General features: G+C 56.3%; 11 protein-coding genes, 1 tRNA gene and 1 other RNA gene. 12 read left to right on the top strand and 1 reads right to left on the bottom strand.

Going from position 1 to position 13,535, the window contains the following annotated elements; genetic code table 11:
• Positions 1-268: 268 nt before the first annotated feature.
• The 11 genes from KI811_RS05475 to KI811_RS05425 all read left to right on the top strand — a co-directional run bounded on the left by KI811_RS05475 (position 269) and on the right by KI811_RS05425 (position 12,703).
• Positions 269-757: an HIT family protein gene (locus KI811_RS05475; RefSeq protein WP_214185466.1), complete on the top strand. Its 489-nt coding sequence runs from the start codon at positions 269-271 to the stop codon at positions 755-757.
• A 21-nt stretch (positions 758-778) separates the two neighbouring features.
• Positions 779-1,753: an ROK family protein gene (locus KI811_RS05470; protein ID WP_214185465.1), complete on the top strand. Its 975-nt coding sequence runs from the start codon at positions 779-781 to the stop codon at positions 1,751-1,753.
• Positions 1,750-2,841, top strand: a complete 1,092-nt coding sequence (locus tag KI811_RS05465) for a 6-phosphofructokinase (RefSeq protein WP_214185464.1) — start codon at positions 1,750-1,752, stop codon at positions 2,839-2,841. The genes KI811_RS05470 and KI811_RS05465 overlap by 4 nt, the downstream gene beginning before the upstream one ends.
• A 128-nt stretch (positions 2,842-2,969) precedes the next feature.
• Complete coding sequence (locus tag KI811_RS05460; protein WP_214185463.1) at positions 2,970-4,961, top strand: methyl-accepting chemotaxis protein; 1,992 nt, start codon at positions 2,970-2,972, stop codon at positions 4,959-4,961.
• A gap of 232 nt (positions 4,962-5,193) precedes the next feature.
• A complete protein-coding gene (gene panB, locus KI811_RS05455; RefSeq protein ID WP_214185462.1) occupies positions 5,194-5,997 on the top strand; it encodes a 3-methyl-2-oxobutanoate hydroxymethyltransferase in 804 nt (267 codons plus the stop codon).
• A gap of 1 nt (position 5,998) precedes the next feature.
• Positions 5,999-6,850, top strand: coding sequence for a pantoate--beta-alanine ligase (gene panC / locus KI811_RS05450; RefSeq protein ID WP_214185461.1), 852 nt, complete (start codon positions 5,999-6,001; stop codon positions 6,848-6,850).
• Between the two features lie 63 nt (positions 6,851-6,913).
• A complete protein-coding gene (gene panP / locus KI811_RS05445) occupies positions 6,914-8,566 on the top strand; it encodes a pyridoxal-dependent aspartate 1-decarboxylase PanP (RefSeq protein ID WP_214185460.1) in 1,653 nt (550 codons plus the stop codon).
• Between the two features lie 79 nt (positions 8,567-8,645).
• Positions 8,646-9,911: an amidohydrolase family protein gene (locus tag KI811_RS05440; RefSeq protein WP_214185459.1), complete on the top strand. Its 1,266-nt coding sequence runs from the start codon at positions 8,646-8,648 to the stop codon at positions 9,909-9,911.
• 84 nt (positions 9,912-9,995) lie between these two features.
• Positions 9,996-10,457: an SsrA-binding protein SmpB gene (gene smpB / locus KI811_RS05435; protein WP_004511418.1), complete on the top strand. Its 462-nt coding sequence runs from the start codon at positions 9,996-9,998 to the stop codon at positions 10,455-10,457.
• A gap of 13 nt (positions 10,458-10,470) precedes the next feature.
• Positions 10,471-10,826, top strand: a transfer-messenger RNA (tmRNA) gene (gene ssrA, locus KI811_RS05430).
• 308 nt (positions 10,827-11,134) lie between these two features.
• A complete protein-coding gene (locus tag KI811_RS05425) occupies positions 11,135-12,703 on the top strand; it encodes a c-type cytochrome (protein ID WP_214185458.1) in 1,569 nt (522 codons plus the stop codon).
• A gap of 26 nt (positions 12,704-12,729) precedes the next feature.
• Here the strand turns inward: KI811_RS05425 and KI811_RS05420 are convergent.
• A tRNA-Arg gene (locus KI811_RS05420) sits at positions 12,730-12,806 on the bottom strand.
• Between the two features lie 168 nt (positions 12,807-12,974).
• On the opposite strand from KI811_RS05420, the gene KI811_RS05415 reads away from it, so the two are divergent.
• On the top strand, positions 12,975-13,418 hold the full coding sequence (locus KI811_RS05415) for a hypothetical protein (RefSeq protein WP_214185457.1): 444 nt from the start codon (positions 12,975-12,977) through the stop codon (positions 13,416-13,418).
• Positions 13,419-13,535: the final 117 nt, after the last annotated feature.

The raw sequence follows: 13,535 nt of genomic DNA, 5'->3' as shown, positions 1-13,535 counted from the left end.
TTTCTTTGTGGATAATTTTAGTAATAGTAAAAATTGCCTTGCTTTAATTCAATCCCGTTACATGGTTTTATTTTGCTGATTTCTCATAAATTGAGACACCTTAGACCTTGTTTTAGCCCTTTGTCAAGGTCAAATTACAGTATCACTAAAAAAACATTTTATTTGGTTTGCGGGGTGAAATGTCTCGTGAATGCTTGTATTTGAAGCAAAGTTCGTTGATAATTCCCGTGATGCGGGCAGATAAATAACCGGGGAGAAGGGGGGAGAGATGGAAAGAATCTGGGCGCCGTGGCGCATGGATTATATTCTCGATGAAAAGCCGCATGGCTGCATTTTTTGCCTGGATGCGCGGACGGACGAGGATCGACAGAATCTTGTTCTCTACAGAACACCGTTATCGTTGGTAATGCTCAATCGCTACCCCTATACAAATGGTCACCTGATGGTGGCGCCACGACACCACACGGCGGAACTGGACTCCCTGACTGATGTGGAGATGCTTGACCTTTTCCGAACCGTCCGGCTCTGCAGAAGCGTTCTTGAGGAGGAAGCCTCACCCCAGGGGTTCAATATCGGGCTCAATCTCGGCCGGGCAGCCGGCGCAGGGATAGAAGACCACCTCCATATCCATATCGTTCCGCGCTGGAATGGCGACACGAATTTCATGACGGTTGTCGCCGACGTACGCGTTGTCCCTGAAGGGTTGCTGACTACCTACGACCGGCTTTATCCCCGTTTCGCGGCCCGCACGCACTAGGGCACGAGGAGTTCTGCTCCCATGAATGGCAACAAGCGCGCCTATATCGGCATAGACATAGGAGGTACCAATCTCCGTCTGGCTCTCGTTGACGAACGGGGCGCCATTATCCATAAAACCAAGAGCAGGACCGATATCTACGATGGTCGACCCTCTTTCCTCTCGCGTCTTGGTAAGGGGATCGAGTCCCTGCTGCTCGCGGCCAGAGACAACAATATTGAACCGGCCGCGCTGGGGGCAGGGGTGCCGGGACTCATTTCCAATGACGGCCATGTGTATGTTTCGGTGAACCTCAGGCCCTTGGACGGTGTAAATCTGCGGGATGAGCTTCAGGCCATGAGCGGGCTCCCCGCAGTAGTGGCGAACGATGTAAACGCGTTTGCCTTCGGAGAGAGCGTTTACGGGGCGGGCAGGGACTATCGGTCATTTCTTATGGTTACCCTCGGCACCGGCGTGGGGGGAGGTCTGATTCTCGGCGGCAAGGTCTGGACCGGAATCGACGGGGTGGCAGGCGAGTTTGGCCACATGACCGTGGAATCCGAGGGGAGGCCCTGTCCCTGCGGCAACCGCGGTTGTCTCGAGCAGTACGCATCCGCAAGCGCCCTGGTTTCCGCAGCAAGAGAGATGATCTGCCAACAGAAGGATGTATTCGGGGCGCAATGCGACATTGACGCCATTTCAACCAAAATACTTGCCGCTGCGGCACTGGACGGTAACCAGGCGGCGTTGGGCCTCTTCGCCGATGCCGGACGGTATCTGGGGATCGCTGCCGCGTCGGTTGCCAATCTCCTTAATCTCGAAGCGATAATTCTCGGGGGAGGAGTCTCCTCGAGTTTCAACCTCCTGTGCGAGAGCATGAGACGGGAAGTTCTCGCCAGGGCCTTTCCCATTCCGGGTAAGCGCCTCGTTATCCGCCAGGCTTCCTTGGGAGACGACGGTGGGATTCTCGGCAGTGCCGCACTGGCAAGGAGTTTTCTTCAGGAGGGGAAACCATGAAACGGAAGATCGGCATCCTTACGGGAGGGGGAGACTGTCCCGGCCTCAACGCGGTGATACGGGGCGTGGTGAAGAGCGCCATCATCGGGAGGGGATGGGAGGTGGTCGGTATCGAGGACGGATTCGACGGCCTTCTCTACGACCGATGCCCAAGACCACTGGGGCTTGAAGACGTGAGGGGAATCCTTCCGAGGGGAGGAACGATCCTTGGCACCTCCAATAGGGGCAATCCCTTTTCCTACCCCATTGAGGTTAACGGTAAAACTGTGCTGACCGACGTGTCCGACCGGGTAGTGGTGCGGGTAAAGGACCTCGGGATCGACGCCATAGTGGCAGTGGGGGGAGATGGTTCCCTCAAGATCGCCCTGGAGTTGATGAAAAGAGGGGTGCCGGTGGTTGGTGTCCCGAAGACAATTGACAACGATCTGATGGAAACCGATGTCACCTTTGGTTACAACACGGCCCTGGAAACAGCCACCGATGCCCTCGACAAGCTCCATTCGACGGCCGAGAGCCACCACCGTATCATGATCATGGAAGTGATGGGGCGCTATGCCGGTTGGATCGCACTGGAGTCAGGCATTAGCGGCGGCGCGGACGTGATCCTGATCCCCGAGATACCCTTTGAACTGAAAACCGTCTGCAATGCCATTGAAGGCCGGCGCCGGCGAGGCAGCAAATTCAGCATCGTAGTGGCGGCTGAGGGAGCCTTTCCCCGGGGCGGTACACGGGTCGTCCAAAAAAAGGCCGATGAAACCATGGCAATCGAGCGGCTCGGCGGCATCGGCAGCTTTGTGGCCCGCGAACTTACCTCCTGTCTCGATATGGACATCCGGGTGACAGTTCTCGGCCATCTCCAACGGGGGGGGTCACCCTCCACCTTTGATCGCTGTCTCGGGAGCCGTTTCGGCATCGGCGCCGTTGAGCTTATCGAAAGGGAGCGGTACGGAGAGATGATCTGTCTCAAGGGAAGAGCCATCCGTTCCGTTCCCATTGAAAAAGCGGTCCGCAAACTCAAGCTTGTCGATCCTCGCGGACAGATGGTAACCGCCGCCAAAGAGCTGGGAATCAATGTCGGAAGGGAGTGAGAATTGACTTTAATCCCTCCGCGCTATAGAGTGTGACGATATTTCTCTGAAGAAACTCATGCAGCGACCGATGTTATTTATAGTATGAACCTCTTTTGGGGTACGATTCACATGGAGGGAAACCGTTTATGGATTCCGGGGCTGTCGTGAAGAACAGAAGTATTCGCTACGGGCTTTTCGGGTGTATTCTGGGTATCAGCGCCCCCATAGGATGGACGCTCATCCGCCTGATTTTTTTCGCCAATCCTGACCAGTCTCTCCTGTCGCAAGTTTTTGGCGATATCGTCAAATCCCCCTTTAATATCGCACTGTATACCTACATGGGAATCGGCACCGCAGGTGTGCTCGCCGTGCTCGGCTACTATATCGGCAAGACGACCGATGAGCTCCATAGTCGGGCTTCGGAACTGAATGTTCTTCATCGGGAGGTCGCTTCCCAAAAGGAAATTTTTGAACAGCGTTACCGGGCCCTCGACAGCAACATCAAGAACTTTCACCAGATCAGCAGTAAAATCCAGAAATCCATTGACATCGATGAGGTTCTGCACCTGTGCGCTGAAGGACTCCACGATGTGCTCGGTTACGAACGGGTCTCTATCCTGATGGCCGACGAAGGGCGCTCCAATCTTTCCTTTGTGGCGTCCGTCGGCACACCGGACTTCAACTCCCAAGGGGTCAGCATCCCTCTTGATATCCGCAGCGGAGTCATTTTCAAGTGCTTTGCGGATCGGCAGATCTATATGATCGACGATCTCAGTACATATCCGGCTGACTTTCGGCTCAAGCCTCCCTACGACGCCATCCGTGCGTTGCGCTCCAGGAGCTTTGTTCTCTGCCCCATCATCGTGAAGGGTGAGTCAGTGGGGGTATTCGGCATAGACAACCGCCAGAGCCGGCGCCCTCTCAATGACACCGATGTCGACACCATCAGGCTCTTCGCCGACCAGGCAGCCTCGGCCATTGTGAGGGTCAATCTTCTGAAGGCAATCGGAGCGCTCACCTCCGAGCTGGAAACCACTTTCTCCGATCTGCTCAAGAACCGCGACCACTATTCCCGCTACGTAATTAACCTCAAAGATGCGGTCAATTCTGTTGCCGACGGTACCGCTCACATCGCATCCGCCGCCGAAAGCGTCCTTGCCTCCGTTGATGAGACAAGTTCGTCGGTGAGCAACATTTACGTATCCATCGAGCAGGTTACGAAAAATCTCGATTATCTTTCTGAATCCATAGAAAAATCGGTGTCGGCCATGGAAGAGCTCAACTCCACCATCAAGAATGTTGAGCAGAGTGCCGCGATTTCGCACCAGGTTTCCAGCAAGGTGAAAGAGGAAGCTGACCGGGGGAGGCGCGTGGTGAAGGAGACCATTGCGTCACTGGCCGAGATCCAACGTTCGGTTGAGCTTTCCTTCGACGCCATGAAGCGGCTCACGGAAAACAGCGGCCGCATCGAGAGCATCGTAGGGGTTATCAACGACATTACCAAGCGGACCAATCTCCTCGCTCTCAACGCCTCAATCATCGCTGCCCAGGCTGGAGAATACGGCAAGAGCTTCGGCGTTGTTGCCGACGAGATCCGCAACCTTTCGCTCCAGACCGGTCAGTCAACCGGTGAAATCACCGGCATCATCGAAGAGATAATGAATGAGTCCCGCAGTGCCGCCCAGAACATTTCCGCCTCCAAGGAACTCGTGCAGAAGGGGGTGGAACTGGGGGGTGTCATGGGGCAATCGCTCCAGGTGATTCACGAGAGTTCGGCCCGCTCGCTGGATATGACCCAGGAAATTAAGATTGCGACCGAAGAGCAGGTCCGCAGCGTGCAGCTTGTCACCCATTCCATCGAAAACGTGAGCAGCATGAGTTCTCAGATATTCAAGGCGTCCAAGGAGCAGTCCGATGCCGCCATGAGCATTGTCCGCTCCGTTGATACGATTAAGGAAATGACCCAGGAAATGGTCAAGGCGACCGTAAAACAGGTGGAAGACGGCAGCGAAATCAAGCAGTCGGTGGAAGCTGTGGGCGAGATGGTAACCAAAATATTTGAAGACATGGAAGTTCGGCGCGGAGAAAGCTCCGCCGTAGTGAGAGAACTTGAAATGATGAAGAAAATCGCCGAATGAATTTAATGGACAGCTTCATCTGATCTATGGTAAACAATAACCGTGTTTTATAAATGACCCGCAACACTGGCGGAGTCGAAATCTGTTCACGACAAATTGATACTGCCTGGATTCGTACGAACCGGGACGGATGGCAATAGCCGCAACGACAGGGAATGAATCTTTTTCTCTTGGTCTTGGTACATGCGCCTCCGGAACCCCGGTGGCGCATTTTTTGTTGTGTGGAGCAGCCGTGAACCGCAAGAAGACAATCCTCGACATCCAGAAAATGAAGGCAGCCGGCGAGAAGATAACCGTCCTCACCAGCTATGATTACCCCTTTACCCGCATAATGGATGACTGCGGCATTGACATGATCCTTATCGGTGATTCCGTGGGAGTCGTCTTCAGCGGGTATGACAATACCCTGCCGGTCACCGTCGACGAAATGGTCTATCACACCCGGGCGGTGGTGCGGGCCCGGCCCAAGGCTCTCGTGATCGCAGACATGCCGTTTCTTTCCTATCAAACCGACGTGCGGGACGCCCGCCTCAATGCCGGACGTCTCGTAAAGGAGGGTGGAGCGGAAGCGGTCAAGCTGGAAGGTGGCGCCCATGTGGCCGACACCATCCGCGCCATTGTCGACATGGATATCCCGGTCATGGCCCACATCGGCCTCACCCCTCAGTCGATTCACCGGATGGGGGGGTACAAGGTCCAGGGGAAAAAGGAAGAGCAGGCCCAGCGGCTTCTGGATGACGCGAAAGCCGTCGAAGAAGCCGGTGCCTTTGCCGTGACCCTGGAAGGGATACCGCTGAGGCTGGCGGAAAGAATCACCGCAGAGCTTTCCATTCCCACCATCGGCATCGGCGCGGGGCCCCACTGCGACGGCCAGGTGCTTGTAATCCATGACATCTTGGGACTGTGCGAAAAATACTCTCCCAAGTTCGTGAAACGTTACGGGGACGCCAATGCGCTGATAACCAGCGCGGTTTCCTCATACATCGCCGAAGTGAAGAAAGGAGAGTTCCCCGACGAGGGGCATTCATTCAGCTGAGATGAGAATCATTGAAACCGTAGCCGAGATGCAGGCCTTTTCGCGGGAGGCGCGAAGGGAGGGGAAAAGCATTTCCCTGGTCCCCACCATGGGGTTCCTCCACGAGGGACACGCCTCACTTATGATTGAGGGGAAGAAAAGGGCCGACATCCTCGTGACGAGCATCTTTGTAAACCCCACCCAGTTTGGGCCCACCGAGGACTTCGATGCCTATCCGCGCGACCTGGCGCGGGACCGTAACGTGGCCGAGACGGCGGGGGTAGATATTATCTTCGCGCCCAAGGCGTCCGACATGTATCCCCGGGGATTCCAGACCTATGTGAACGTGGAGGAACTGACGCTCCCCCTCTGTGGCGCGAGCCGCCCCGGCCACTTCCAGGGTGTTACCACCGTGGTTGCCAAACTGTTGAACATCGTCATGCCCCACGTGGCCCTCTTTGGCAAGAAGGACTTCCAGCAGTTGGCAGTCATCCGCCGCATGGCCGCCGACCTGAACATGGACGTGGAAATCGTCGGCATGCCCATTGTGCGTGAAGCGGACGGCCTTGCCATGAGCTCCCGCAATGCCTACCTGGGGCCCGAAGAGCGGAGAAACGCTCTTTGTCTCAGCCGCGCCCTTGCCACGGCAAGGGACCTCTTCCTGGATGGGGAGCGAAGCGTTGGAACGCTGCGGGATAGAGTACTCCGGGTTATCGGCGAGGTTTCCGGCGCCGTCATCGACTATGCGGATTTCCGCGATGGCGACACCCTTGAGGCAGTCGAAACGGCCAACGGGCGAACTCTTATCGCCCTGGCCGTGAAGATAGGAACGACAAGGCTGATCGACAACTGCATCCTGGGAGAAGAGCAGTAAGCATACCGTTTCCGGTACTCCCTTATGTTAAGTCCCCCGTCAGCTCAAAGGATGGAGCGAACAATGCCGAAAAATCGTGACGCAGCCCGTGCCAGCCTGGAAAACCTCTACCGGATCTTCACCGTGCCGGAAGCACCCGATTCGACCCTCGGCGCCATCGACCAGGCGATTAGCGGCGATGTCGCCGGCTTCCTGCAGACCCATATCGTCGCCATCGAACGCCCCCTCGAAGAGATCGAAGCGGATTTCTCCTCCTTCTCCATACCTGAAGAACCGACCTACGTCTCCGAGTATACCGAATTCGTCAAAGAGAACCTCGTCGCCCACTCGGTCCATACCGCCTCACCGGCCTTTGTCGGCCACATGACTTCGGCGCTCCCCTACTTCATGCTCCCGCTGGCGCGCCTCATGACCGCCCTCAACCAGAATGTGGTCAAGGTGGAGACATCCAAGGCCTTTACGCCCATGGAGCGTCAGGTCCTTGCCATGCTTCATCACCTGGTCTATGGCCGGGATGACGGTTTCTACCCGCAATGGATTCATAACAGCCAGCATGCCTTGGGGGCCTTCTGCTCCGGCGGCACCATCGCCAACGTCACGGCGCTATGGGTGGCGCGCAACCGCCTGTTCGCTCCGGACGGAGGGTTCCGCGGCATTGCCCAGGAAGGGCTGGCCCGTGCCCTGAAATATCGCGGCGTGGACGGGATTGCCGTTCTCGTCTCCGAGCGCGGCCACTACTCTTTGGGTAAGGCTGCCGACCTCCTCGGTATCGGCAGGGACGACCTGATCAAGGTAAAGACCGATGCCAATAACCGCATCGACCTCAAGGCGCTGAGAGAAGAATGCCGGCGCCTGCAGGATCGGAACACCCTCCCGCTGGCGCTGGTCGGTATCGCCGGGACGACTGAAACCGGCAACGTCGACCCGCTGGAAGAACTGGCCGATTTAGCCCAAGAGCTCGGCTGTCATTTTCATGTGGATGCCGCCTGGGGGGGGCCGACCCTCTTTTCCGACCGGCACCGTCACCTGCTCAGTGGAATCGAGCGTGCCGACTCGGTTACCATTGACGGGCACAAACAGCTCTATGTGCCGATGGGGGCGGGGATGGTCGTATTCAAGGATCCCACCGCACTCTCGGCTATCGAGCATCACGCCAACTATATCCTGCGTCATGGATCCAAGGACTTGGGCAGTCATACCCTGGAAGGGTCGCGGCCCGGGAAGGCGATGCTGGTTCATGCCGGGTTTTCGATCATAGGCCGCAAGGGGTACGAGCTTCTCATTGATATGGGGATCGAGCGGGCGCGCACCTTTGCCGACATGATCCAGCGCCATCCAGATTTCGAGCTGATCAGCGAACCGGAACTGAATATTCTCACCTACCGCTACTGTCCGCCTGCCATCCAGCAGGCCCTGACCGAGGCGACAGCCCAACAGCGCGCCGCTATCAATGGGCTTCTTGACCAGGTCTGTCAGCTGTTGCAGAAATATCAGCGCGAAGCGGGTAAAACCTTTGTCTCTCGAACACGGCTGCATGTGGCTCGCCACGACATGGAGCTCACAGTCTTACGTGTCGTTCTGGCCAATCCGCTGACAACCGATGAGATTCTGGAGGCCGTTTTGGCGGAACAGTGCGAAATCGTGCGCCTGCCGGAGATTCAGGCCTTGCTGCGACAGGCCGGGGAACTCTGTCCCGGTCTGGCGAAAGCTGTATAACGGTAGTTTGATGGAGTTGGTGTTCTTTTGTGGTAGAGTGTAATGACTGAGTAAAGACCCGTTGCCGAGAGCCCTTTCGATGGAACTTTACGCCGCTTCATACATTCTGCCGATATCATCTCCCCCCATACCCGGCGGCGCGGTGGCCGTCGACGACGGCTGCATTGTCGAAACAGGAACGCTCGCCGATCTCCGTTCGCGTCATGGCGGTCCCGTTCATGATTTCCCCGGTTGCGCCATCCTCCCCGGGCTCGTCAACGCCCACACCCACCTGGAGCTTACCCATTTCCCTTCCTGGAAGATCCGCAAGGGGATCGACTATTCTCCTCGAACTTACGTGGACTGGATAATCCAGGTAATCAAGATCCGGCGGGCCTTGTCGCCGCAGGAGCTGGACCTTTCCGTGCGCGAGGGGCTGCGGATCTGCCTCGAAGCCGGGACCACAGCCATCGGCGAGATCCTTACCGACCGTTCACTTATCCCCCTCTATGCCGATTCAGACCTGAGAGGAAGACTCTTTTTCGAGGCCATCGGTCACGACCCGGTTCGCAATGCCCAGCTCTTTGAAGACCTTGATGCTGCCATCGCTTCCTTTTCCGGCGGCTCATTCCTCCCGGGCATTTCACCCCATGCTCCCCACACAGTCGCCGAACATCTCCACCAGGATGTCCTCCGTCTGGCGCATGAGCGGAACGTGCCACGAGTCATTCACCTGGCCGAGTCCCGCGAAGAGAGCGATTTTTTCTTTGATTCTTCCGGAAAAATTGCCGAACTTCTCTATCCCCACGTCCGGTGGGAGCCGTACCTTCCCGCTCCACGGCGCACAACCGCCACAGCCTGGCTCGATGGGCTCGGCGTATTGAACGGCACCATCTCGGCTGTCCACTGCGTTCACCTTATGCCGTCTGACGCCGAAATCCTGGCCAAGCGTGGCGTCGGCGTGGTCCTCTGTCCCCGGAGCAACGACAAGCTCGCCGTAGGCCGCGCCCCGGTCGTTCTGCTGAAGAAGCTCGGCGTCCCGCTTGCCCTTGGCACCGATTCGCTGGCCAGCAATGACTCCCTCTCCCTATGGGATGAAATGCGGTATCTCCTCGACACCTTCCCGGGCATTTTTGCTCCTTCGGAAGTCCTTTCAATGACCACCATCGGCTCTGCTCGCCAGTTGGCCCTTGCTGATCGGACCGGTTCCCTCGACAAAGGGAAACATGCCGATTTCCTTGTGATGAAGCTTCCGGGTCGGAATGGTTCCGGCGAGGCGCTGCACGAGGCGCTCATTCATTCGGGAGAGATTCTCCAGGTTTTCCTTGCCGGCAATCTCGTCGTAAGTCGGGAGGCGTTTCCTTGACCGTGCGCAAACCTCTTTTGTCCTGTAATTGCAAGGGTTTTTACTCCTTGCAATGATTTCGCCATATCTGCTACTATCACTTTCATGGGAGAAAAGCTGATCTGCAACAACAAGAAAGCGTTTCACGACTACTTCATCGAAGAGCGCTTCGAAGCGGGAATGGTCCTGAAAGGGACCGAAGTAAAATCACTCCGCATGGGGAAGGCGAATCTCAACGACTCCTTCGCCCTGGTCCGTGACGGTGAAATCTTTCTGCACAATCTCCATATCAACCCTTACGATTTCGGCAACCGCCAGAACCACGACCCCGACAGGCTGCGCAAGCTCCTGATGCATAAGAGCGAGATCGAAAAGCTCTTCGGCAAGATTCGCGAGAAGGGGTACTCGGTTGTCCCGCTCCGCCTCTACTTCAAGAACGGCCTCGCAAAGGTGGAGCTAGGCCTTGCCAAGGGCAAGAAGCTGTACGACAAGCGCGAGGACATGAAAAAGAAAGACCAGTCGAGGGAGATGGCCCAAGCCCTCAGGGAAAGAAGCAAGAGTCACTGATAAGAGTTTACAAGGGGGTGTACAGGTTTCGACGGGGATAGGAAACTAAAGGTTGCATGCCGAGGTCCGGGCTGGCCTCGTTAAAAAGCCCGGGGCGAATTACACGCCGATAATTACGACTACGCCGTAGCAGCTTAATACCCTGCTACCGATCCGCCGAGCCTCTCCCACGGGTGAAGATGGATCGTTATTTTAGTGGGATAGTCAAGGGGAGTGCCTGCGGCCCCAAGGCGAAACTTTAGCGGGATCGCTTCCCGGAAATCCCTGCCAGGGGAGAGTCGGGCGGCTAAATCAAATCCTGGCATAAGCATGTAGACGCCTTCTGTGTATGATCTTCGGACGCGGGTTCGACTCCCGCCACCTCCACCAATTCATAATCCGGCATAGTCCGGAGTAGTCAAAAAGCTCTCGGGGAATCGAGGGCTTTTTGTTTGTCTTGAGGACAGGTGTAATGGTTTTGTAAGAGCGGGATAATGTTTCCGAACCATTGCATACCTGAAAGCCCGGTATAAACTTGCCCAGTAAACTGCCTTGGAATTGGAGGAGGTGGCGGGAGTCGAACCCGCGTCCGGAGTTTATTGAGGAGGGAGGTGACGGGAAGAGGTTTGATCATCACGTCTGGCCAGGAAGGCCAAGAAACTCCGCAGACAGGAGCCCTGTATCCAAGGAGGATGAACGTGAAAAAAATAGTATTAGCCATTGCGATATTGACTGCCGCGCTGTTCATTTCGGCTGTTTCATGTTTCGCGAAAGATAAACAGAACGTGGCGGCGGGGCGTGACATCTGGTTTAAAAGCACTTTCGGCGGCGAGCGTTTTTTCAGCCTGATCCTGCCTAACCCTCCCTTCAATCTTCCGCTTGGTTTCGACCAGATGCTGACCTGGCCCCGCGACACCCGCTTCAACGAGTTCGGGGTCATCAATGATCCGGACTGCACGCCAGGGGATGCCTCGACCGACAACTTCGACCGATGTGCAGACTCAGAGTCCGCGGGAGTAATCGGAATCCGCAAGTTCCCCAATCCTTCAGGCGGCCCTCCACTCATTGGCGTTACCTGTTCCGCCTGCCACGCCGGGTTTGACCCCAATCATCCCCCCGCTGACCCGAATCATCCGAAGGCGGAAAACATCCACCCCACCATCGGAAATCAATATCTGCAGATCGGGAAAATTTTCAGGGGCCACCTCTCGCCCCATGACCCACGCTATCAGGTGTTTTCCAGTTGGGCGCCAGGCACGGTGGACACGACTGTCCTTGAAAACGATCACATCAACAATCCGGGAATGATTACGCCGATCTGGGATGTTCCGGATCGTCCGTTCTTCAATGTCACCGTTGGCGGTGTTCCTGTCCGTGCCCATCGCAACGGGCAGGGAGGGGAGGATGATGCGGGCTGCGAAACAGCTGCGCTCCGCGTTTACTTTAACATCGGCATGTGCGCCGCGGAATGCATGGTCGGACACCTTGCCAATGGACCGGGAGGGAGCCAAATTCCCATTGATCTTGCCGAGTGCAGGAAGGTCTGCCCTGATCTCGTGGAGGCGGAGGAGTCTGTCGGTAAGCTCTGTGCCTTTCTCCAGACTCCCCGTTCTCCGCGCCTGGTGAACGCGCCGGATGGCCCTCATTTTGTCGACTGGAAGGTCGTTGAAAAGGGAAAGAAGGTTTTCTACAACGCGTGTGGGGCATGCCACTCGGATGGCGACCCTTCCGTGAAGCACAACGTTCTTACCGACGATCTGATTCATCCTTACTCGGAAGTCGGCACGAACAGCTGCCGTGCCCGCACGACGAACTGGATGGCAGGGCACATCTGGGCAGCGTTCTCATCGGACCAGTACAAGGAGCGGCCCACCGGCGGCCCCGGTTTCTACCGCGACATGCCGCTCGTCGGCATCTGGGCGACCGCCCCCTTCTTCCACAATGACAGGCTGGGCCGTTTTACCGGCGACCCGTCGGTGGCCGGTCGAATCGCAGCCTATGAGAACGCGATGGATCTGCTTCTGAATCCGGATAAGCGGGATGAAGCCGGTTCGATCCTGAGAACCAATGACGTCGTGCTACTGCCGACTCCGTCCGGTGTCGTGACGCTTCCGGCCGGGACTCCCGTTGCCGCGTTCGCCAATGTCGACCCCGCAAGCGGCGACAACCTCTGCCCGGATCTCATCGAAAACAAGGGACACTATTTCGGAACTGATCTTTCCGCAGAAGACAAGTATGCGCTGACGGAGTTCTTGAAGACGCAATGATGGGGAGATACGAAATTGAAGGGGAGTGGCGCGCCCGGAGAGATTCGAACTCCCGACACCCAGGTTCGAAGCCTGGTGCTCTATCCAGCTGAGCTACGGGCGCACTGCAAAAAGAAGCCCCCGTAACGGGGGCAAATGAAAAAAGTGCTTTCTCTGATCTATACCACGTATCGGCGACTGTTACCAGAACTTGAGGATTAATCTTAAGGAAATCCGGAGAAAGTCAGCGCAACAACCGTAATGAAACACCACAGAGTAAGGGAGGAAGACCATGCAATTACCGAAACTTGTATGCTTGTGCTGTGTGCTGGCGTTAGTGGGGGCAACGTCTGGAACTTACAATGACGCAAGGGCAGCCGAAGAGAAACCCGTGTCTGATACCAGTGCAAGCCTTAAGGAGATGCCACTTCTGGATGGAGAGATCTGGCAGGCCATGACCGCCAGTGAAAGGGTTGCCTTCATCTGGGGGATCGGGCATGTCGTGACGATGGAACGCGAAGTCGCGGAGCAACGGCCGCAACTGAAAAAAGCAGGACTCGCGGCGAAGATGGCGGAAGGATTGTCCGGAATCCCCATGAATGAAATCACCGGAATGATCACTGAGTACTACAAAGAAAATCCTGGCTCACTGAAAGAACCGGTGATGAAGGTTCTTTGGGACAGGATTGTCAATCCGAGGATAAAGGCCGGTTTTGTCGATGAGACAAAGGAGTAGGCTGATTGTGGGAAATGGATATTCAACGATAAGGCATCGCCTAACAGTTTGTGACATGGCGTTGACACAAAGGAGATATCTGATGAAACCAAAAAAATTTATCGCTATAGCTGCCTT

Origin of the sequence: Geobacter hydrogenophilus (assembly GCF_018501225.1) — a bacterium.
Classification (GTDB): domain Bacteria; phylum Desulfobacterota; class Desulfuromonadia; order Geobacterales; family Geobacteraceae; genus Geobacter; species Geobacter hydrogenophilus.
The sequence above is the reverse complement of the archived record's forward strand: the minus strand, read 5'-3'. Positions and strand labels throughout refer to the sequence as shown.